We start from the raw sequence: 21,291 nt of genomic DNA on the forward strand, positions 1-21,291 counted from the left end.
ACCTCCTTCTATTGAGCTTGTGTCTCTACAGTAACCAAGTGCATGCATTTATGAATCATCCCTAGAATCCCAGGGGTGTCCTCATGAACTGCACTTGATCCGACTTTTCCTAAGCCAAGTGCTTGTAACACTTTGTGTTGTGCTTTTGAATAACCGATCGGACTCTTAGTTAGTGTCACTTTTACTTTCATGACCAACCCTCCTTAACCTAGAACTTCTCCTACGGTCTTACCTCGGAGTTTGGCAATCTCTTCTGGACGCTTTAGAGATTTTAACGCCTCCATCGTCGCATTGACCATATTGTGTGCGTTTGCTGAGCCTAAAGACTTCGCGAGGATATCATGCACACCAGCAGCTTCAAGTACCGCCCGAACAGCGCCACCGGCAATAACTCCAGTCCCTTTTGAAGCCGGCTTTAACAACACTTGGCCCGCGCCAAACACCCCAAGAATAGGGTGAGTAATTGTGGTTCCGTGCATAGGAACACTGAAGAGGTTTTTCTTTGCATCTTCGATTCCTTTGCGAATAGCCTCAGGCACTTCACCAGCTTTACCTAGTCCTGCGCCAACACGACCGTGACCGTCTCCAACCACTACGAGCGCGCTAAAGCTGAAACGACGTCCACCTTTAACAACTTTGGCAACACGGGCTATATGAACGACTTTTTCATTCATGTCCGACTTATTAGCTTCGAATTTCGCCAATTTGATTTTTCCCTCCTTTACTCAAGCTTAGAAGCTGAGTCCAGCTTCTCGTGCTGATTCCGCCAATGCTGCGATTCGGCCGTGATATACATTTCCTCCACGATCGAATACCACTTGCGTAATTCCTTTTTCAAGGGCTTTCTTCGCAACCAATTCGCCGACTCTTTGAGCACCAGCGGTATTTCCGCCAGATAAATCGGCAGCTTTGAACTCTGGATCGAGGGAAGAAGCAGCAACAATTGTCACACCGAGCTCATCATTGATTACTTGAGCGTAAATATGATTCAAGCTTCTAAAAACTGCTAAACGTGGTCGCTCTGCAACTCCGATAACAGCTTTGCGGATGCTCTTATGCTTTTTAACGCGGATAGCTTTTCGGTCCATGCGCTTAATCAAAGGGAACTCACTCCTTTCACGACTGGCAAGAGATTTGGCCCTTGCCTCAATTTAATTACACTATGACAGAAAGCATAAACTTCGTTTGTATACTTTCTGGAGCATAAGGGCAACTAGGCAGCCGCCTTCGCTAACGCTTAGCGCCAGCCAAGTTTTCTTTACTTCTTAGCGCCCTTTTTACCGCCGGTCTTACCAACCTTACGACGGACGACTTCGCCTTCATACCGAATTCCTTTGCCTTTATATGGTTCAGGCTCACGCTCTGAACGAACTACTGCGGCAAAAGCACCGACAAGTTCTTTATCCATCCCTTTAATTAAGATCTTATTCGGAGCAGGGACTTCAAAGTCAATTCCTTCAAAGGGAGTAAGTTCAACAGGGTGAGACTTGCCGACCGTCAAAACCAACTTGTTTCCTTGCTTGGCAGCACGATATCCTACCCCAACCATATCTAAGCCCTTTGTGAATCCGTTCGAAACACCTTCCACCATGTTAGCGATTAAGGTGCGAGTCAAGCCATGTAAAGATCTGCTCAACGGCTCATCGTTCGGTCGACTAACAATAACTTGTTGGCCATCGACTACAATGTTCATCAATGAATGCATTGTTCTCGTTAAGGTTCCCTTAGGACCCTTAACAGTGACCACATTTTCCTCTATTTTGAAGTCCACACCACTGGGGATCCCAATGGGGCGCTTGCCAATTCTGGACATTCACTGCACCTCCGTTGTGAAATCTACCAAATGTAGGAGATTACTTCTCCACCAAGGCCCTCTTTGCGGGCTTTTTTATCTGTCATTATCCCCTTAGATGTCGAAATAACTGCAATTCCGAGTCCACCAAGAACTTTCGGCATTTCATCCTTTTTCGCATAGACGCGTAGTCCCGGACGGCTTATCCGCTTTAGCCCGGTAATAACACGCTCACGGTTTGGACCATATTTCAAATACATCCGAATCACGCCCTGTTTGTCGTCCGCAATGTATTCTACATCCTTGATGTACCCTTCTGCTTTAAGCAGTTCCGCAAGCTCTTTCTTAATACGAGATGCTGGCACCTCGACTTTATCATGATAAACCATTCCCGCGTTACGGATACGTGTTAAAAAGTCTGCAATCGGATCTGACATTGACACTTCAGTCGTCCCCCTTCCTTACAATGTATTACCAACTGGCCTTCGTGACTCCTGGAAGTTCCCCTTTGTGAGCCAACTCCCGGAAGCAAATCCGGCAAATTCCGAATTTACGCATGTAAGCATGGGGACGTCCACAAAGCTTGCAACGGTTATGCGAACGAACGGCGAATTTTTGTCCACGGTTTTGGCGGACAACCATTGATGTCTTAGCCACGCTCTTGAACCTCCTTTTCTCTAATCACGGTACGGCATTCCGAACCCACGAAGCAACTCGCGCGCTTCTTCGTCCGATTTTGCCGTTGTTACAAAGACTACATCCATTCCACGAAGCTTGTCGATCTTGTCATACTCCATCTCAGGGAAGATCAACTGTTCCTTAATTCCTAAGGTATAATTTCCACGTCCGTCAAACGCTTTCGCTGAAACACCACGGAAGTCCCGAACGCGAGGTAAAGCTACGTTTAAAAGGCGATCCATAAATTCATACATCCGTTGACCACGCAGGGTAACTTTACAACCGATCGGCATCCCTTCACGTAGTTTGAATGCTGCAATGGATTTTTTTGCCCGCGTGACAATAGGTTTTTGACCTGTGATCTTCATTAAGTCTCCAAGAGCAGAATCGATCGCTTTGGAGTTTTGAACCGCTTCACCAACACCCATATTGATCACGATTTTATCAATTTTAGGAATTTGCATGACATTTGTATAAGCAAACTTCTGCTGTAAGGCAGGAGCGATTTCGTTTTGGTATCTATCTTTCAGACGAGCCACTGGGGTCCCTCCTTTCGCGATTAGTGTTTATCCGGTAGATTCACGCCGCAATTTTTGCAGACGCGCACTTTTCCGTCTTCCGTCACCTTGACACTGACCCTAGTCACAGAATTACACTCTTGGCAGTATAACATAACATTCGAGCTGGCCATCGGAGCTTCTTTTTGAACGATGCCACCTTGAGGCATGCTTTGAGAAGGTTTTGTATGCCGTTTAACGATGTTTGCCTTCTCAACTACCACGCGACCCTTCTTGAGAATCACATCGATGATTTTGCCTTTTTTACCGGCATCCTTACCGCTGATGACCATGACATAATCGCCTTTTTTTACATGTATCTTATCAGGTTGTACCTTATGCTTAGTAGCAGCCACTTTCTTCACCTCCATACGTCATGGGGTCTTAGATAACTTCCGGTGCCAGGGATATGATTTTCATAAAATTATCACGCAGTTCGCGAGCAACTGGTCCGAAGATACGGGTTCCGCGCGGGCTTTTGTCATCTTTAATGAGGACTGCAGCATTTTCGCTAAACCGGATATATGAACCGTCTTGACGTCTAATCTCTTTTTTTGTCCGCACGATAACAGCCTTGACAACTTCCCCTTTTTTGACAACGCCCCCTGGTGTTGCTTGTTTAACGGAAGCAACGATGATATCACCAATCGATGCATATCGGCGCATTGAACCGCCGAGTACATGAATACACATTAGCTCTTTAGCGCCTGAGTTGTCTCCAACTCTAACCCTAGTTTGTACTTGGATCATTCCATTTGACCCCCTTCCGAACTAATATAACGAATTTTAGATGGCAATTGCTTTTTCAAGTATTTCAACTACACGCCAGCATTTATCTTTACTCAAAAGGCGAGTTTCCATGATCGAGACAGTGTCACCGATATGCGCTTCATTGTTTTCGTCATGAGCCTTATATTTTTTCGTATGAGTAATTGATTTTTTATAAATCGGGTGACGCTCAGTAATTTCAACCGCTACAACGACAGTTTTATCCATCTTGTCGCTGACTACCTTGCCGATCCGAACTTTACGTAGGGCTCTTTCCACGCTAAGAAGCCTCCTTTCTCAACTTAGACACGTTCAATCTTCAACTCACGCTCGCGAAGAATCGTTTTACCGCGAGCAATACCTTTGCGAACTTCACGAATTCGCATTGGGTTATCGAGTTGACCCGTCGCCAATTGGAAACGCAAATTAAACAGTTCGGTTTTGAAATCGTCGATTTCCTTTAACACTTCATCATTTGTTAGGTCACGAAAATCCTTAGTTTTCATTTGCGTCACCTCCTTCTTGATCAGCACGGGTAACGAACTTACATTTGATCGGGAGCTTATGCATGGCCAGACGCAGGGCCTCACGAGCCTGCTCCTCCGTAACGCCGTTCAACTCAAACATTACTCGACCAGGTTTCACAACTGCAACCCAGTATTCTGGTGAACCTTTACCACTACCCATCCGAGTTTCTGCTGGTTTAGCCGTAACTGGCTTATCCGGGAAAATTTTAATCCAAACTTGACCACCACGTTTAATATAACGGGTCATAGCAATACGAGCAGCCTCAATCTGGCGATTCGTTATCCAACCGCATTCTAAGGCCATAAGTCCGAAGTCACCAAATGTAATGGTGTTTCCGCGTGTAGCCTTACCGTGCATCCGACCACGATGTTGTTTACGATGTTTCACTCTGGTTGGGACTAACATCTAGTTTCCTCCTTCCACCTGAGCGACGACCTTCTTGGCGGGAAGAACCTCACCTTTATATATCCAAACCTTGATACCAATCTTTCCATACGTAGTATTGGCTTCAGCAAAACCGTAGTCAATATCCGCACGCAGTGTGTGAAGGGGTACTTTCCCTTCATGGTACCATTCAGTTCGGGCAATTTCGGCTCCAGCCAAACGGCCGCTGCATTGAATTTTAATCCCCTGTGCACCTGTCCTCATTGTCCGGCCAACTGTTTGTTTCATTGCCCGACGGAAGGACACACGTTTTTCAAGTTGTAAGGCAATGTTTTCTGCTACTAAGGTAGCATCCATTTCCGGCTTCTTGATTTCTACAATATTGACTGCAACTTGTTTGCCAGTGATTGCTTCAAGTTGTTTGCGCAAGTTTTCAACTTCAGTACCACCTCGACCGATAACAATACCGGGCTTAGCTGCATGAACTGATACTTTAACACGACTGGCTGCTCGTTCAATCTCAACTTTTGGGCATCCAGCTTGCTTGAGTTTATTTTTTACAAATGCACGGATCTTCAAGTCTTCATGAAGAAGTTCCATGTAGTTCTTGTCTGCATACCAACGGCTTTCCCAGTCCCGGATAATTCCGACGCGGAGGCCTTTGGGATTAACCTTTTGACCCACTGTTTAGCCCTCCTTCTTCTCGCCCACAACCACAGTAATGTGACTCGTCCGTTTCCGGATTTGGTCTGCACGTCCCATGGCTCGAGGCTTGATGCGTTTCAAGGTCGGTCCTTCATCCACACAAATTTCAGTAATAATCAGATCATCAACATTCATGTCATAGTTGTGTCCTGCATTAGCGACTGCTGACTTCAGCACCTTAGTCACATCGTCTGTGGAACCATTGGGTGTAAATTGAAGAATAGCGAACGCATCACTGATCTTTTTGCCGCGGATCAGATTGACAACCTGGCGCACCTTACGAGGAGAGATACGTACATATTTTGCCACTGCTTTTGCTTGCATGTGCCTTTAACCTCCTCTCGAATTAACGTAAGCCGCTGGATTTTTCACTACCAGCATGGCCCTTATAGGTGCGAGTAGGAGAAAACTCTCCCAGTTTATGACCTACCATATCTTCGGTAACATATATCGGAACATGTTTCCGTCCATCGTGAACCGCAATGGTGAGTCCGACCATTTGCGGAAATATTGTTGAGCGTCTGGACCACGTCTTGATCACGCGTTTTTCACCTGATTCGTTCATCGCTTCGACACGTTCGAGTAAACGAGATTCGACGAAAGGTCCTTTTTTTAGAGATCTGCTCATTCATGGGCCTCCTTTCGACTACTTACTGCGCCGTTTCACAATAAAGCGATTCGACGGATTCTTTTTCTTGCGAGTTTTTGCCCCTAGAGCCGGTTTTCCCCAAGGAGTACATGGGTTACGACCAATCGAGTTACGGCCTTCGCCCCCACCATGTGGATGGTCACAAGGGTTCATTACTGAACCACGTACCGTCGGACGAATACCCAACCAACGTGATCTTCCTGCTTTACCAATGTTGATGTTTTCATAGTCTAAATTTCCGACCTGCCCAATGGTTGCCCGACACTCAATGCGAATCATCCGCATTTCACCGGAAGGAAGTCGGAGCGTTGCATACGAACCTTCTTTAGCCATTAGTTGCGCTGAGCCACCAGCTGAGCGAACCATCTGTGCCCCTTTACCTGGTTTCATCTCGATGTTATGGAGCAGAGTACCCACTGGAATATTTTGAAGTGGCAATGTGTTGCCAACTTTAATGTCAGCATCTGGACCAGAAACAACCATTTGATCCACTTTCAAACCATTTGGTGCTAAGATATAGGTTTTAAGTCCGTCTTGATAATACAATAAAGCGATATTGGCTGAGCGGTTAGGATCATATTCAATACTTGCTACACGAGCAGGGATCCCATCTTTATTCCGCTTGAAATCAATGACGCGGAACATTCGCTTATGCCCGCCGCCTTTATGGCGCACGCTTAATCGTCCATCATTATTACGACCTGCTTTTTTTGTCAACGGCTTCAATAAAGTACGTTCTGGCTCTGTTCTTGTGATCTCTTCAAAGGTTGACACAGTCATGTTACGACGACTTGGCGATGTAGGTTTAAATGTTTTTAAGGCCATAGATTTTCATTTTCCTCCTTTGCTTCAAGATGCTTACAGACCCGCGAAGTTTTCAATCTTATCTCCAGCTTTAAGCGTAGCAATCGCTTTTTTACGGTTTGATGTTTTTCCGACATACTTACCGACCCGCTTCATTTTGCCGTTTACATTGATGGTGCGGAGTTCGACAACCGTTACTTTAAACATCTTTTCAACCGCTGCTTTAATTTCAATTTTGTTTGCAGCAGGATTTACCCAGAAGGAGTATTTATTTTCCTCGACAAGCCCTACAGACTTCTCTGAAATTACCGGACTTTTGAGGACATCACGTGCGTCGCGCATTACGCTAACACCTCCTCAGTTTTTGATACCGCCGCTTTGGTCATTACAAGAACGTCATGGCGAAGAATATCCATTACATTCATCCCTGCAACATCCGTTGTTTTAACACCCTCGAGGTTGCGAGCGCAACGTTGCACAGCTTCATCCATAGCATCCGTTACGATCATAGCCTTCTTGTCAACATTAAGAGCTTTGAGTACTTTTACCATTTCACGGGTTTTGGCTTCACCCATGTTCAAAGCATCAAGGACAATCAGTTGTTGCTCCATAACCTTCGAAGAGAGTGCCGAGTGCAAAGCCAATCGACGAACTTTTTTAGGTAATTTGAAGCCATACTTGCGTGGTTTAGGTGCGAAAACAACACCGCCGCCTCTCCACACGGGGGAGCGACTGCTTCCAGAACGCGCACGGCCCGTTCCTTTTTGACGCCATGGTTTACGTCCACCTCCGCGCACTTCACCGCGTAACAACGCAGATTGCGTTCCCCGCCTTACTGACGCAAGTTGTGACACAACCGCTGAATGAAGAACGTGAACATTTGGGGTAATCCCAAACACGCTTTCACTTAGTTCGATTTCTCCTACTGTGTGCCTTGCATATTTAATACTTGAACTTTCGGCATTGCTTATTCCTCCTTTCTCAGTGTTACTTCGCCTTTACAGCAGGCTTAAGAATGAGCAACGATTTATTCGCTCCTGGTAGAGCCCCTTTGATCAGGATCAAGTTTTTATCTGCATCAACCCGGACAACTTCCAGGTTTTGTACTGTTACACGTTGGCCGCCCATACGTCCTGGCAGCTTACGACCTTGAAATACGCGAGCCGGGCCCTTCGCGCCAAGGGAACCTGAACGACGATGATACTTTGATCCATGAGCCATCGGTCCGCGACTTGCAGAATGTCTCTTAATCATTCCAGCGAAGCCTTTTCCCTTAGCGGTACCGACAACATCAATCTTGTCACCCACAGTAAACAGATTAACCTGGATTTCTTGACCGATTTCATAAGAATCAACATCGTTGACCTTGAACTCACGAACATACCGCATCGGCTTAAGTGAAGCCTTTTGGAAATGTCCCTTTCTCGGCTTGTTGCTTAAGCTTTCCCGAAGCACCGAGAAGCCAATCTGAATAGCGTTGTAGCCATCTGTCGCAACAGTTTTCTTCTGTACCACTGGGCAAGGACCTGCCTCGACAACAGTGACTGGTACGACACGACCTTCTGCTGTGAAGATCTGAGTCATGCCAATTTTTTTACCTAAAATTCCTTTTGACACGAATGCCACCTCCTGAACGCTTTGAAGTGCGCCAGACTATTCTGGAGCACGAGAGCGTCGATTTATTTACCTTGTCACGATTCCCCGGCAACTACTCCACGTTACCGGGCGTTTCTCGCAACAAACATAACGACAGTATATCACAGAACACAATATTTAGCTACTCATGTTCGCAATAAATTTTACTCATGAGCCAATTAGAGTTTGATTTCGATATCCACACCAGCGGGCAAGTCTAAACGCATAAGCGCATCCACAGTTTTAGACGTAGGCTCAAGAATATCAATCAATCGTTTATGAGTGCGCATCTCAAACTGCTCTCGAGAATCTTTGTTGACATGAGGCGAGCGTAAAATCGTGTAGACGCTTTTCTCAGTCGGAAGGGGTATCGGACCGCTGACTTGTGCGCCAGTGCGCTTTGCCGTTTCTACGATGCGTTCGGCTGATTGGTCAAGTGTTTTGTGATCAAATGCTTTAAGCCGGATTCTAATTTTTTGGCTCATAAGTTAAACCTCCTCATAATTCCCGTTATACGGGTTTAGGACGCAAAAATTCCCTGGTTCAAGGGGAGTCACCTGCCCAGCAACCTTTTACGCCGTTCCAGAAATCAGAGGTCAGATGCCAGAGGCCAGACCAGTACTGAACTTAATGATCCGACACACCATTATCCGACCTGCCAGAAATCAGAGGCCAGATGCCAGACGGCGGATAGCTGAGTACGGGACTCAATCATCAGACGCCTTGGTATCCGACCTTCGCTTGTAGAGAAGAAGAATCTCTTTCTCTTCCTATCTACGAAATGCTCTCAGTTTTCAATTAGGCGTTGATTTTGGCAACGATACCTGAACCAACGGTTCGACCACCCTCACGGATAGCAAAGCGGAGTCCTTCTTCCATAGCGATTGGAGTGATGAGTTCAACATCAATCGTCACACGGTCTCCCGGCATAACCATTTCAGTTCCCTCTGGAAGTGTGATTACACCAGTTACATCGGTTGTACGGAAGTAGAATTGAGGGCGATAGTTGTGGAAAAACGGTGTATGACGTCCACCCTCTTCTTTATTCAAGATGTAAACCTCACCTGAGAATTTCGTATGAGGTTTAATCGATCCAGCTTTGGCTAGAACTTGACCACGCTCGATGTCTTTACGCTCAACGCCACGCAGTAGCGCACCAATGTTATCACCGGCTTGGGCAGAATCAAGAAGTTTACGGAACATTTCAACTCCAGTTACAACTGTCTTACGGGAGTCGGTTGATAAACCAACGATTTCGACTTCGTCTCCAACTTTAACCCGTCCACGCTCTACACGACCAGTTGCCACAGTACCACGACCAGTAATCGTGAAAACATCCTCGACAGGCATTAAGAATGGTTTGTCGGTGTCGCGTTCTGGAGTTGGGATATAAGAGTCAACAGCATCCATCAGATTCCAGATCTTACCGCACCACTCGCAATCACGTGATCCACAACCGCATTGAAGGGCTTTGAGACCTGAACCAGGAATGATGGGGATATTGTCACCATCAAATTCATACATACTTAAGAGTTCGCGAATTTCCATTTCAACTAACTCTAAGAGTTCTTCATCGTCGACCATATCTGCTTTGTTAAGCCATACAACAATACTAGGAACACCAACTTGGCGAGCCAAGAGAATGTGTTCGCGGGTTTGCGGCATTGGGCCGTCAGCAGCAGAAACACATAGAATCGCGCCGTCCATTTGAGCAGCACCAGTGATCATGTTTTTAACATAGTCCGCGTGGCCTGGGCAGTCAACGTGTGCATAGTGACGGTTCTCTGTCTCATACTCTACATGGGCTGTAGAAATGGTAATTCCACGCTCACGCTCTTCAGGAGCTTTGTCGATTTGGTCAAACGCAGTTGCTACCGCGCCTCCGACTTTAGAAAGAACAACGGTGATTGCCGCTGTCGTCGTAGTTTTACCATGGTCGACGTGACCAATGGTCCCAACGTTAACATGTGGTTTGGTACGTTCGTATTTCGCTTTTCCCATTTTTCTTCACTCCTTTAAAATAATAGTGATGATTGTATAATTCATTAAGGTTTTGAACTTCGAATTCGAACTTCAAACCCAACTTAGGCACCTTGACGCTTGGCAATAATACCTTCAGCAATGCCTTTGGGTACTTCTTCATAGTGGTCAAACTGCATAACATAGACGCCACGACCTTGAGTGGCTGAACGCAAGTCAGTAGAATAACCAAACATTTCAGAAAGAGGAACAAATCCGCGCACAACTTGAGTATTGCCACGTGCTTCCATTCCTTCTATACGTCCTCGGCGTGAACTGATGTCGCCAATGACGTCCCCCATGTATTCCTCAGGAACTGTCACTTCAACCTTCATGACAGGCTCAATAATTGCAGGGTCAGCTTTGAGGGCACCTGCTTTAAAGGCCATCGATCCGGCAATCTTAAAGGCCATTTCTGAAGAGTCTACATCGTGATAAGAACCGTCATAAACGGTAGCACGAATGTCAAGAACAGGGTAGCCAGCCAGAATACCATTTTGCAAGGCTTCTTCTATACCAGCACCAATCGGGTTGATGTATTCTCTAGGAATAACTCCCCCAACCACTTTGTTGACAAACTCAAAACCGCTGCCTGGCTCAAGAGGCATTAGCTCGACCCAACAGTGACCGTATTGTCCACGACCACCAGATTGGCGAACAAACTTCCCTTCAGCTTTAACAGTCTTACGAATGGTTTCTTTATAAGCAACTTGTGGACGACCTACGTCGCACTGTACTTTAAATTCCCGTTGTAAGCGGTCAACAATGATTTCCAGATGGAGCTCGCCCATTCCAGCAATAATCGTCTGCCCAGTTTCTATATCCGTGCGCATTCTAAACGTCGGATCTTCTTCAGCAAGACGAGATAGCGCGCCACCCATTTTTTCCTGGTCAGCTTTCGTCTTAGGCTCAATCGCCACATCAATTACAGGCTCAGGAAACACCATTTTTTCTAAGATAATAGGCATCTTCTCATCGCACAAGGTATCTCCGGTTGTGGTGTCTTTCAAGCCAACTGCAGCTGCAATATCCCCTGAACGTACTTCTTGGATATCTTCACGGTGATTGGCGTGCATTTGCAGAATACGTCCAATACGCTCTTTCTTACCTTTAGTTGAGTTATGAACATAAGAACCTGCGCTTAACACACCAGAATACACTCTAAAGAAGGCCAATTTACCTACGAATGGGTCAGCCATGATTTTGAAGGCCAGCGCTGAAAATGGTTCTGAATCCGAAGCTGTTCTTTGATCTTCTGCGCCTGTATCCGGATGTACCCCTTTAATGGGTGGCACGTCAAGCGGAGACGGCATGTAATCGACGACACAGTCAAGCAGGGGTTGTACCCCTTTGTTCTTGAACGCTGAACCACAAAGAACTGGAATAAATTTGTTCCCAACAACTCCGCGACGTATACCGTCCCGAATTTCTTGCTCAGAGATTTCTGCCCCTTCGAGATACTTCATCATGAGCTCTTCACTTGTTTCAGCGACAGCTTCAATCAGCTTCTCACGATACTCGGTGGCTAATTCGGCCAAGTCTTCAGGGATCGCACTGTGTTCTTCAGTTGTGCCTAAATCATCCATATAGACAGTGGACGTCATCGTTACTAAATCCACGATACCTTTGAAGTTTTCCTCAACGCCAATCGGTAATTGGATCGGAACAGGATTAGCCCCTAAACGGTCAGCTATCATCGAAACACCACGGAAGAAGTCAGCGCCCATCCGGTCCATTTTATTAATAAAAGCAATCCGTGGAACTTTGTATTTATCCGCTTGACGCCAGACGGTTTCGGATTGTGGTTCAACTCCGCCGACAGAACAGAATACCGCTACTGCACCATCAAGTACCCGCAGAGAACGCTCAACTTCTACTGTGAAGTCCACGTGCCCTGGTGTATCAATAATGTTGATACGATTATCTCTCCATTGGCAGGTTGTCGCCGCAGAAGTAATAGTTATACCACGTTCTTGCTCCTGAACCATCCAGTCCATTGTAGCCGCACCATCGTGAACTTCTCCAATTTTATGCACTCGTCCAGTGTAAAAAAGTATGCGTTCCGTTGTGGTCGTTTTACCAGCATCGATGTGGGCCATAATTCCAATATTACGCGTTTTTTCTAGCGAAAATTGCCTTGCCACTGTGAATCCCCCTTTCTGTCAAAATCAGTGTGCCTCAAACTACCATTTGTAATGCGCAAAAGCCTTATTCGCTTCAGCCATTTTATGCATATCTTCCTTCTTCTTGACAGAACCACCAGTGTTGTTAGAGGCATCGAGCAATTCTCCGGCAATCTTTTCCTGCATGGTCTTCTCGCCGCGCTTACGCGCCTGGGCAACAAGCCAACGCAGAGCTAGTGTCGAGCGACGCTCGGCTCGTACTTCGATAGGAACTTGATAGTTTGCACCACCAACACGGCGGGCCTTCACTTCTAATACTGGCATAACATTTTTCAATGCAGTGCCAAAAACTTCAAGTGGGTCTTTACCGACTTTATCTTGAATAATATTAAATGCGTTGTAGCAAATAGCCTCTGCCGTTCCTTTTTTACCATCTAACATAATTTGATTGATAAACTTCGTTACGGTCTGATTTTTGTAAATCGGATCGGGCAGAACTTCGCGTTTCGCAATATATCCTTTACGTGGCATTTATTTCCCTCCTTTGTACCGTATTTCTATTAGCTTTTAATAGGCTTATAAACCTAGGCTTTTTTCGGACGTTTTGCTCCATATTTCGAGCGTCCTTGAGCGCGTTTTTGAACAGCAGTTGTGTCCAAGGCTCCACGAACGACGTGATATCGTACGCCAGGAAGGTCTTTAATACGACCACCACGGACGAGAACCACGGAGTGTTCTTGCAAATTGTGGCCAATTCCTGGGATATAAGAGGTGATCTCAAGTCCATTAGTCAAGCGCACACGAGCAACCTTTCGCAGTGCAGAGTTAGGTTTCTTAGGAGTTGTAGTATAAACCCTGGTGCAAACTCCCCGTTTTTGAGGTGATCCTCCTGATGGATATTGCTTACGTTTAAGTGAGTTATAGCCCCACTGTAAAGCTGGAGCTGTCGATTTTTGCTCAATTGTGGCACGACCTTTACGGATGAGTTGGTTAATTGTCGGCATATCTCCACCTCCTTTCTAAATCAAATCAATATACAAGGAATTGCTTGCAGCAGCATTATGCAAGCAATTCCAAAACCTGCATTTAGGCAAACTTACTCTTGTAAACCACTAATCTTCCAACACAGCTGCTACTGCTGTACCTACTTCGATCCCACACGCTTTTCCCAATTCCTTCATAGTCGGAACCTCAATGTGTTCTACATGATGGTTACTGCACCATTCTAAAATTGGACGAAGAACATGTGTTTCAGCATCCTTGGCAACATACACACGCCGAACGAGCCCTTTTTCTAGGGCTCGTTGGGTTTGTTTCAACCCAACTGTTTTCTGTTTGGCGCGTTTCAAGGTTTCATCAAGCATCAAAATGCTTTCCCCCTTAATCACACTATTGTAGTCTATCATTTGCATTCAGAGGTGTCAATAATTCAAATCAATTTCGGATCCAAAGTTTTAATTGTCCGATACCTCGTCATGCCTGTGCCTGCAGGAATTAATTTCCCGATAATTACATTTTCTTTTAAGCCTAGTAACGGATCAACTTTTCCTTTAATAGCTGCTTCTGTAAGAACTCGGGTCGTTTCTTGGAAAGAAGCCGCGGAGAGGAAGGAATCTGTCGCCAGAGAAGCCTTAGTGATACCTAAAAGTACTGGGTGAGCTACGGCCGGTTCCCCACCTTCAATAATAGCCTGCGCATTCTCGTCTTGGAAGTCAAAGACGTCAATTAGACCACCTGGAAGCAAGCTTGTATCTCCAGCATCGTCAATTTTCACCTTCCGCAGCATCTGCCGAACCATAACTTCAATATGCTTGTCGTTAATATCCACCCCTTGAAGTCGATAGACTCGTTGAACTTCGCCAACCAGATAGACTTGCACCCCACGTTGACCTTTGACTTTCAACATGTCATGGGGATTAATGCTTCCTTCTGTCAGCTCATCACCCGCTTCGACCATCTGCCCTTCTTTTACACAAAGGCGTGATCCATAAGGTATGGAATAGGTTATATGCTCGTCGGCGTCAGTGAGTAGATCTACTTCACGTCGTCCCTTAACTTCACTGATCGACACCTTACCAATTGTTTCTGCGATGATCGCTTGCCCTTTAGGTTTACGGGCTTCGAACAGCTCTTCTACCCGTGGAAGACCCTGGGTTATGTCATCCCCCGCAACACCACCTGTATGGAATGTACGCATGGTTAATTGGGTTCCAGGTTCACCAATGGATTGAGCTGCAATAATACCAACAGCTTCACCCATCTCAACCGGACGTCCGGTTGCAAGGTTTCGACCGTAGCACTTTTTGCAAACACCATAACGTGACTTGCATGTGAGAACCGAACGGATTATAGCTGAATCAAATACCCTGACAATCTCGGCTGCCTGCTCCTCTGTTATTTCAGACTCAGGTGTAGCAAACACCTCTCCTGTCTCTGGATGGCGAATCTCTTCCAGAACAAAGCGGCCGACAAGACGTTCTACTAAAGGTTCAATGATTTCAGGACCATCTTTGATATCTTCAACCATAATACCTGCTAAAGTTCCGCAGTCTTCTTCACGAACAATCACATCTTGAGATACATCAACTAAACGACGAGTCAGATAACCAGAGTCAGCTGTCCGCAAAGCAGTATCCGCCAGACCTTTCCGAGCACCGTGAGAGGAAATAAAGTATTCCAAAACGGTTAACCCTTCCCGGAAATTCGCCTTGATTGGCAACTCAATTGTCCGTCCTGATGGGTCAGCCATCAGTCCCCGCATCCCTGCTAATTGTCTGAGCTGTTGAATATTACCCCGGGCCCCTGAAGTCGCCATCATATACACAGGGTTAAACTGATCAAGTGTATCCATCAAAGCCTGCGTCACAGTTTTAGTTGCTTTAGCCCATGTATCAATGACCAAGTTATAACGCTCTTCATCTGTAATCAAACCGCGGCGATATTGTTGCTCCGTTTTGGCAACCGCTGCGTCCGCGTCAGCGAGAATCTGAGTCTTCTCCTCGGGAACCGTAATGTCCGTCAAACCGACGGTCATTCCTGCCCGTGTTGAGAATTTAAATCCTTGGCTTTTTAGCCCGTCCAGCAAGCGTGACGTCGCTTCGTAACCCGCTTTGCGATAGGTATTAGCCACAATATCTCCAAGGCCTTTTTTACCTACAACATGGTTGACATACTCAACTTCGGGCGGAATGACCGAATTGAATATCAATCGACCTACAGTTGTCTCTAAAAGCTCTCCGTTGCGGCGAACTTTTATACTAGCCTGCAAGTGTACTTCTTTTGTATCGTAAGCCAATACGGCTTCATCATAATCTTTAAATATTTTCCCTTCACCAAAAGCACCCGGGCGATCCATAGTCAAGTAATAGGATCCCAAAACCATATCCTGGGTCGGTGTTTGTACTGGCCGTCCATCTTTGGGGTTCAGGATATTATGAGAAGCTAGCATGAGCAATCTCGCCTCAGACTGAGCCTCTGCCGATAAAGGAACGTGGACCGCCATTTGGTCTCCATCAAAGTCCGCATTATATGCTGTACAAACTAACGGATGAATCTGCAAAGCGCGCCCTTCAACAAGAATTGGCTCAAAAGCTTGAATCCCTAAACGGTGTAGCGTTGGTGCCCGATTCAGGAGTACTGGGTGATCGGAGATTACTTCTTCGAGGACATCCCAAACTTCTGGACGAACCCGTTCAACCATACGTTTAGCGCTTTTAATATTATGGGCATGCCCCTCATTGACAAGCTTCTTCATCACAAACGGTTTGAAAAGCTCCAAGGCCATTTCCTTGGGAAGACCACACTGATGAAGTTTGAGATTTGGCCCAACAACAATAACCGATCGTCCGGAATAATCCACCCGTTTTCCCAAAAGGTTTTGTCTAAATCGCCCTTGTTTTCCCTTTAACATATCACTCAGAGATTTAAGCGGGCGGTTTCCCGGGCCTGTCACTGGACGTCCACGACGACCATTATCAATCAAAGCATCGACTGCTTCTTGGAGCATCCTTTTTTCATTACGTACAATAATGTCTGGTGCACCCAGATCCAAAAGACGCTTTAAACGGTTGTTCCGATTAATAACTCGACGATAAAGATCATTAAGGTCAGATGTGGCAAACCGCCCACCATCTAACTGCACCATCGGTCGCAATTCAGGTGGAATCACCGGGACGACATCCATAATCATCCAATCCGGACGATTTCCTGAGGATTTAAAGGCCTCAACAACTTCGAGGCGACGAATGGCTCGAATCTTGCGTTGTCCAGATACCTCTTTTAACTCTATCCGTAGTTCGTCATTAAGTTTGTCTAAATCCATCTCTTCCAGCAACTGCTTAACAGCTTCCGCTCCCATGCTTGCTTGGAAACGATCTCCGTACTTATCACGGTATTCTCGATACTCCGTTTCGGTCAGGAGTTGTTTCTTTATCAAAGATGTATCACCGGAATCTGTCACAATATACGAGACAAAGTACAGCACTTTCTCCAAAGCACGAGGGGACATATCCAGCAATAACCCCATACGGCTCGGAATCCCTTTAAAATACCAGATATGTGATACCGGAGCAGCGAGTACAATATGTCCCATTCGTTCACGCCGAACTTTTGAACGGGTCACTTCGACTCCACAACGGTCACAAACGATCCCCTTATATCGAACACGTTTATATTTTCCGCAGTGACATTCCCAGTCCCTCGTCGGACCAAATATTTTCTCACAAAACAGGCCTTCCCGTTCCGGCTTTAAGGTCCGATAGTTTATGGTTTCAGGCTTCTTTACCTCTCCAAATGACCACTCACGGATCATATCCGGTGAAGCTAAGCCAATACGCATGCGGTCGAAGTTATTGACGTCTAGCAATCCTTATCGCTCCTTTCGTCCGGGGGACTATTTGAGATCGCCTAGATCTATATCTTCTTCCTCAAGGACTTCCTCATTTAATTCATCGAGCGGGTCTTCCTCGTCGGTTATGAGTTCATCCTCATCGGTCAAGAGTTCGTCTTCATCCTTTGTGGCAACAATGCGTGTCGCCGGAGGTGCGAGTTCCTCGTGCAGATCTATGCCGAGTTCTTTTGCGGTTTCCGTAATATCCTCATCCGTATCATGAATCTCGATTTCTTGATCATCTGCAGATAAGACTCTTACATCAAGTCCCAAACTCTGCATTTCTTTAATTAATACCTTAAAGGATTCTGGAATTCCCGGCTCAGGGATGTTCTCACCTTTGACAATTGCTTCGTAAGTCTTTACTCGACCAACGACATCGTCTGATTTCACAGTCAAAATTTCCTGCAAAGTATAAGCCGCACCATAGGCCTCCAAGGCCCAAACTTCCATTTCTCCGAAACGTTGGCCTCCAAATTGAGCTTTACCACCCAACGGCTGCTGCGTCACAAGGGAGTATGGACCCGTCGAGCGAGCATGAATTTTATCGTCAACCAAATGGTGAAGCTTGAGTACATACATGTAGCCAACGGTTATCTTACTATCGAACGGATCTCCCGTGCGTCCGTCATATAAGATGGTCTTCCCATCAGCTGGAAGGCCCGCTTTTTCCAAAGTCTCGAAAATGTCATTTTCAGTAGCACCGTCAAAGACTGGCGTCGCGATGCGGATCCCTAAGGCTTTAGCTGCCCTACCTAAGTGCGTTTCCAGAACCTGACCAATATTCATCCGAGAAGGAACACCCAACGGATTGAGAACAATCTCAATTGGTGTGCCATCCGGCATAAACGGCATATCCTCTTGACGCATTATCCGCGAAATAACCCCTTTGTTGCCGTGGCGACCTGCCACTTTATCACCGACAGAAATCTTCCGCTTTTGGGCAATGTAAACACGAACGAGTTGATTAACGCCAGGAGATAATTCATCCCCATTTTCACGGGTAAATACTTTAACGTCAACGATTTTCCCAGCTTCTCCGTGAGGTACACGCAAGGAGGTATCACGCACCTCACGTGCTTTTTCTCCGAAAATCGCACGCAACAGACGCTCTTCGGCCGTGAGCTCCGTCTCACCCTTCGGGGTTACTTTTCCAACCAAGATATCTCCCGGACGAACTTCTGCCCCAATTCGGATAATTCCACGTTCATCAAGATCCTTCAATACATCTTCCCCGACGTTGGGAATATCGCGAGTAATTTCTTCAGGACCGAGCTTCGTATCACGAGCATCCGATTCATACTCTTCTATATGAATGGATGTATAGTAATCCTCTCGCAGAAGTTTTTCGCTAATGAGGATCGCATCCTCATAGTTATACCCTTCCCAAGTCATGAAGGCCACGAGCACGTTACGTCCTAAGGCAAGCTCTCCATGGTCAGTCGACGGACCATCCGCTACAATCTGACTTGCTTCAACCCGTTCCCCTTTCATAACAATGGGTCTCTGGTTAATGCAGGTCCCCTGGTTGGAACGTGAATATTTGAGTAACTTGTGTTTTTCGGTTGTTCCATCATCATGAAGCACAATAATTTCGTCGGCAGTCGCCCGCTCTACAACTCCAGCTTGTTTAGTAACTGCACAAACACCAGAGTCCTTAGCTGTCTTGTATTCCATTCCAGTCCCTACGTAAGGTGAATCCGTGCGCAAGAGTGGTACAGCCTGACGTTGCATATTCGATCCCATCAACGCTCGATTCGCATCATCATGCTCGAGAAATGGGATAAGTGCTGTTGCAATGGATACCATCTGTTTTGGAGAAACGTCCATGTAGTCGACCAAGCTCGGCGACACATAAACAAAGTCCGGACCATGACGACCATCAATTTTCTCTCCAAGGAACTTGCCATTTTCATCAAGTGGCGCATTCGCCTGAGCCACAACATATTTCTCTTCCTGGTCAGCAGTTAAATAATGTATCTCATCGGTAACCCTACCGCTCTCTTTATCAGCTCTACGGTAAGGGGCTTCGATAAATCCATAAGGATTAATACGGCCATACGTGCTTAAAGAGCCAATCAACCCAATGTTTGGACCTTCCGGCGTCTCTACTGGACACATCCTGCCATAGTGGGAATGATGAACGTCACGCACTTCAAATCCTGCGCGTTCTCTGCTTAAACCCCCAGGGCCCAAAGCACTTAAACGACGCTTATGTGTTAACTCAGCCAATGGATTGGTTTGGTCCATGAACTGCGACAACTGGCTACTACCAAAAAACTCCTTGATTGCAGCAACCACAGGTCGAATATTAATTAATACCTGAGGGGTAATCACTTCGACGTCCTGAATCGTCATCCGTTCGCGGACCACGCGTTCCATACGAGATAAACCGATTCGGAACTGATTCTGGAGAAGTTCCCCAACCGAGCGCAACCGACGATTTCCTAGATGGTCGATGTCATCCTTATGACCTTCCCCATCCATTAAGGCCAGCAGTCGCCGAACTGCGGCCACGATATCCCCACGAGTTAAATGTCGAACATCCATTGGAATATCCAAGCCCAGTTTGTTATTGAGTTTATACCTACCAACCTTGGCTAAATCATAGCGCTTGGCATCAAAGAACAGTGCTTCCAACAATGAACGCGCACTGTCGACTGTCGGGGGTTCCCCTGGTCTTAAACGTTTATAGATTTCAACCAAAGCTTCTTCTGTTGATTCCGAGTTGTCTCTTTCCAATGTAGCGCGGATATATTCATTATCGTTAAACAACTCCAAAATCTGGCCGTTGCTTGCGTATCCTAAAGCTCGAATAAGAACTGTGCCCGGTAATTTCCTTGTTCGGTCAACCCTTACAAAGATATTATCGTTCACATCCGATTCGAATTCCAACCAAGCCCCACGATTCGGAATAACTGTAGCCCCATAGAGTTTCTTACCACTCGCATCAATTTGTTCTGCATAATAGACCCCTGGCGAACGTACAAGCTGGCTGACAATAACACGTTCAGCGCCATTGATAATAAACGTGCCTTTGTCCGTCATTAGCGGGAAATCCCCCATAAAGACTTCCTGTTCCTTTACTTCTCCAGTTTCCTTGTTAATGAGGCGTACCTTTACGCGTAGAGGCGCTGCGAATGTGACATCACGTTCCTTACACTCCTCTACCTGATATTTAGCCTCTCCCAAGCTATAGTCAATAAATTCCAAAACGAGATTGCCTGTGAAATCTTGAATCGGTGAAATATCGCGAAACATATCGCGCAACCCTTCATCAAGAAACCAACGATAGGAGTTCTGCTGAATTTCAATCAAATTCGGCATGTCGAGGACTTCCCGGATTCTGGAGTAACTCCAGCGCTCCCGTGTCCCAACCTTAACAGGATAGAACATTTGCGTTTCACCCCTCAGTGCGGTTTCCTCTCAATGAGGTATAATATATTGACATATACAGCCAAAAGCAAGGCCTTTATATAAAACCTCGCTTTAACTGTTTATGGTGTTCCGAATTATTGCGATAATTTCAAGATAATATCTCCTTATTACCCAAATCAATGCAAAATATTACCAATGTTTACAAGTTATTACCATAGCATGGACATATTAAGCAATAATTCCAATTAGGCATGGTAACATTCATAGATTATAACAAAACCATAACACCCTGTCAAGTATTATTTTATTCTTTCAAGTACTGTTCTACATTAAGCATTCTTTATCATAATTAAAGAAGGTACCCTCCTCGAGAGAGTACCTTC

The 21,291-nt window shown here is 45.9% G+C and carries 26 protein-coding genes and 1 pseudogene; all 27 read right to left on the reverse strand.

The features are described 5' to 3' along the window. Nucleotides 1–8: 8 nt before the first annotated feature. The 27 genes and pseudogenes from rpmD to rpoB all read right to left on the reverse strand — a co-directional run bounded on the left by rpmD (nt 9) and on the right by rpoB (nt 20,926). A complete protein-coding gene (gene rpmD / locus DSBG_RS04835) occupies nt 9–191 on the reverse strand; it encodes a 50S ribosomal protein L30 (protein WP_068963092.1) in 183 nt (60 codons plus the stop codon). A 12-nt stretch (nt 192–203) separates the two neighbouring features. Then, nucleotides 204–674, reverse strand: coding sequence for a 30S ribosomal protein S5 (gene rpsE / locus DSBG_RS04840; protein ID WP_491005707.1), 471 nt, complete (start codon nt 672–674; stop codon nt 204–206). Between the two features lie 57 nt (nt 675–731). Further along, nucleotides 732–1,100, reverse strand: coding sequence for a 50S ribosomal protein L18 (gene rplR / locus DSBG_RS04845; protein ID WP_068963093.1), 369 nt, complete (start codon nt 1,098–1,100; stop codon nt 732–734). A 158-nt stretch (nt 1,101–1,258) separates the two neighbouring features. Beyond that, complete coding sequence (gene rplF / locus DSBG_RS04850) at nt 1,259–1,813, reverse strand: 50S ribosomal protein L6 (RefSeq protein WP_009617573.1); 555 nt, start codon at nt 1,811–1,813, stop codon at nt 1,259–1,261. Nucleotides 1,814–1,836: 23 nt separating this feature from the next. Beyond that, on the reverse strand, nt 1,837–2,235 hold the full coding sequence (gene rpsH, locus DSBG_RS04855; protein WP_040411741.1) for a 30S ribosomal protein S8: 399 nt from the start codon (nt 2,233–2,235) through the stop codon (nt 1,837–1,839). A gap of 28 nt (nt 2,236–2,263) precedes the next feature. Then, complete coding sequence (locus DSBG_RS04860) at nt 2,264–2,449, reverse strand: type Z 30S ribosomal protein S14 (RefSeq protein ID WP_014182804.1); 186 nt, start codon at nt 2,447–2,449, stop codon at nt 2,264–2,266. Nucleotides 2,450–2,469: 20 nt separating this feature from the next. After that, a complete protein-coding gene (gene rplE, locus DSBG_RS04865) occupies nt 2,470–3,009 on the reverse strand; it encodes a 50S ribosomal protein L5 (RefSeq protein WP_009617579.1) in 540 nt (179 codons plus the stop codon). Nucleotides 3,010–3,029: 20 nt separating this feature from the next. Further along, nucleotides 3,030–3,398 (reverse strand): 50S ribosomal protein L24, encoded by a 369-nt coding sequence (gene rplX, locus DSBG_RS04870; RefSeq protein ID WP_068963094.1) that lies wholly within the window; start codon nt 3,396–3,398, stop codon nt 3,030–3,032. Between the two features lie 13 nt (nt 3,399–3,411). Further along, nucleotides 3,412–3,777: a 50S ribosomal protein L14 gene (rplN, locus tag DSBG_RS04875; RefSeq protein WP_068963095.1), complete on the reverse strand. Its 366-nt coding sequence runs from the start codon at nt 3,775–3,777 to the stop codon at nt 3,412–3,414. A 36-nt stretch (nt 3,778–3,813) separates the two neighbouring features. Further along, nucleotides 3,814–4,074 carry a 30S ribosomal protein S17 gene (gene rpsQ, locus DSBG_RS04880; RefSeq protein WP_009617589.1) on the reverse strand — a complete coding sequence of 87 codons (261 nt, stop codon included), beginning with the start codon at nt 4,072–4,074 and terminating at the stop codon, nt 3,814–3,816. A 23-nt stretch (nt 4,075–4,097) separates the two neighbouring features. Next, on the reverse strand, nt 4,098–4,301 hold the full coding sequence (gene rpmC / locus DSBG_RS04885; protein ID WP_009617590.1) for a 50S ribosomal protein L29: 204 nt from the start codon (nt 4,299–4,301) through the stop codon (nt 4,098–4,100). Beyond that, nucleotides 4,291–4,728, reverse strand: coding sequence for a 50S ribosomal protein L16 (gene rplP, locus DSBG_RS04890; RefSeq protein WP_009617591.1), 438 nt, complete (start codon nt 4,726–4,728; stop codon nt 4,291–4,293). Before rplP ends, rpmC begins: the two co-directional genes overlap by 11 nt. After that, entirely contained in the window at nt 4,729–5,391 is a 663-nt protein-coding gene (gene rpsC / locus DSBG_RS04895) for a 30S ribosomal protein S3 (protein ID WP_009617592.1), read from the reverse strand. It lies immediately after the preceding gene. Between the two features lie 3 nt (nt 5,392–5,394). Next, nucleotides 5,395–5,736 (reverse strand): 50S ribosomal protein L22, encoded by a 342-nt coding sequence (rplV, locus tag DSBG_RS04900; RefSeq protein WP_009617593.1) that lies wholly within the window; start codon nt 5,734–5,736, stop codon nt 5,395–5,397. A gap of 22 nt (nt 5,737–5,758) precedes the next feature. Further along, the gene (gene rpsS, locus DSBG_RS04905; RefSeq protein WP_040411748.1) at nt 5,759–6,040 is read right to left on the reverse strand and encodes a 30S ribosomal protein S19; all 282 of its coding nucleotides are present in this window, start codon (nt 6,038–6,040) and stop codon (nt 5,759–5,761) included. 18 nt (nt 6,041–6,058) lie between these two features. After that, nucleotides 6,059–6,886, reverse strand: a complete 828-nt coding sequence (rplB, locus tag DSBG_RS04910) for a 50S ribosomal protein L2 (protein ID WP_068963096.1) — start codon at nt 6,884–6,886, stop codon at nt 6,059–6,061. 33 nt (nt 6,887–6,919) lie between these two features. Continuing rightward, the gene (locus DSBG_RS04915) at nt 6,920–7,207 is read right to left on the reverse strand and encodes a 50S ribosomal protein L23 (protein ID WP_009617595.1); all 288 of its coding nucleotides are present in this window, start codon (nt 7,205–7,207) and stop codon (nt 6,920–6,922) included. Continuing rightward, nucleotides 7,207–7,829 (reverse strand): annotated as a pseudogene (gene rplD / locus DSBG_RS04920) (50S ribosomal protein L4). Before rplD ends, DSBG_RS04915 begins: the two are co-directional and overlap by 1 nt. A 23-nt stretch (nt 7,830–7,852) precedes the next feature. After that, nucleotides 7,853–8,482 (reverse strand): 50S ribosomal protein L3, encoded by a 630-nt coding sequence (gene rplC / locus DSBG_RS04925; RefSeq protein WP_068963097.1) that lies wholly within the window; start codon nt 8,480–8,482, stop codon nt 7,853–7,855. A gap of 197 nt (nt 8,483–8,679) precedes the next feature. Beyond that, complete coding sequence (rpsJ, locus tag DSBG_RS04930; protein WP_009617600.1) at nt 8,680–8,985, reverse strand: 30S ribosomal protein S10; 306 nt, start codon at nt 8,983–8,985, stop codon at nt 8,680–8,682. A 313-nt stretch (nt 8,986–9,298) separates the two neighbouring features. Further along, on the reverse strand, nt 9,299–10,501 hold the full coding sequence (gene tuf / locus DSBG_RS04935; RefSeq protein ID WP_068963098.1) for an elongation factor Tu: 1,203 nt from the start codon (nt 10,499–10,501) through the stop codon (nt 9,299–9,301). 83 nt (nt 10,502–10,584) lie between these two features. After that, a complete protein-coding gene (fusA, locus tag DSBG_RS04940; RefSeq protein WP_068963099.1) occupies nt 10,585–12,663 on the reverse strand; it encodes an elongation factor G in 2,079 nt (692 codons plus the stop codon). A 39-nt stretch (nt 12,664–12,702) separates the two neighbouring features. Then, nucleotides 12,703–13,173 carry a 30S ribosomal protein S7 gene (gene rpsG, locus DSBG_RS04945; RefSeq protein ID WP_009617606.1) on the reverse strand — a complete coding sequence of 157 codons (471 nt, stop codon included), beginning with the start codon at nt 13,171–13,173 and terminating at the stop codon, nt 12,703–12,705. Between the two features lie 53 nt (nt 13,174–13,226). Beyond that, nucleotides 13,227–13,646, reverse strand: coding sequence for a 30S ribosomal protein S12 (gene rpsL / locus DSBG_RS04950; RefSeq protein WP_009617608.1), 420 nt, complete (start codon nt 13,644–13,646; stop codon nt 13,227–13,229). Between the two features lie 108 nt (nt 13,647–13,754). Next, the gene (locus DSBG_RS04955; protein ID WP_009617615.1) at nt 13,755–14,006 is read right to left on the reverse strand and encodes a L7Ae/L30e/S12e/Gadd45 family ribosomal protein; all 252 of its coding nucleotides are present in this window, start codon (nt 14,004–14,006) and stop codon (nt 13,755–13,757) included. A gap of 65 nt (nt 14,007–14,071) precedes the next feature. Next, the gene (gene rpoC / locus DSBG_RS04960) at nt 14,072–17,506 is read right to left on the reverse strand and encodes a DNA-directed RNA polymerase subunit beta' (protein WP_068963100.1); all 3,435 of its coding nucleotides are present in this window, start codon (nt 17,504–17,506) and stop codon (nt 14,072–14,074) included. Nucleotides 17,507–17,533: 27 nt separating this feature from the next. Next, nucleotides 17,534–20,926 (reverse strand): DNA-directed RNA polymerase subunit beta, encoded by a 3,393-nt coding sequence (gene rpoB / locus DSBG_RS04965; protein WP_068963101.1) that lies wholly within the window; start codon nt 20,924–20,926, stop codon nt 17,534–17,536. Nucleotides 20,927–21,291: the final 365 nt, after the last annotated feature.

This window comes from Desulfosporosinus cupriresistens (genome assembly GCF_001707885.1).
Taxonomy (GTDB): Bacteria; Bacillota; Desulfitobacteriia; order Desulfitobacteriales; family Desulfitobacteriaceae; genus Desulfosporosinus.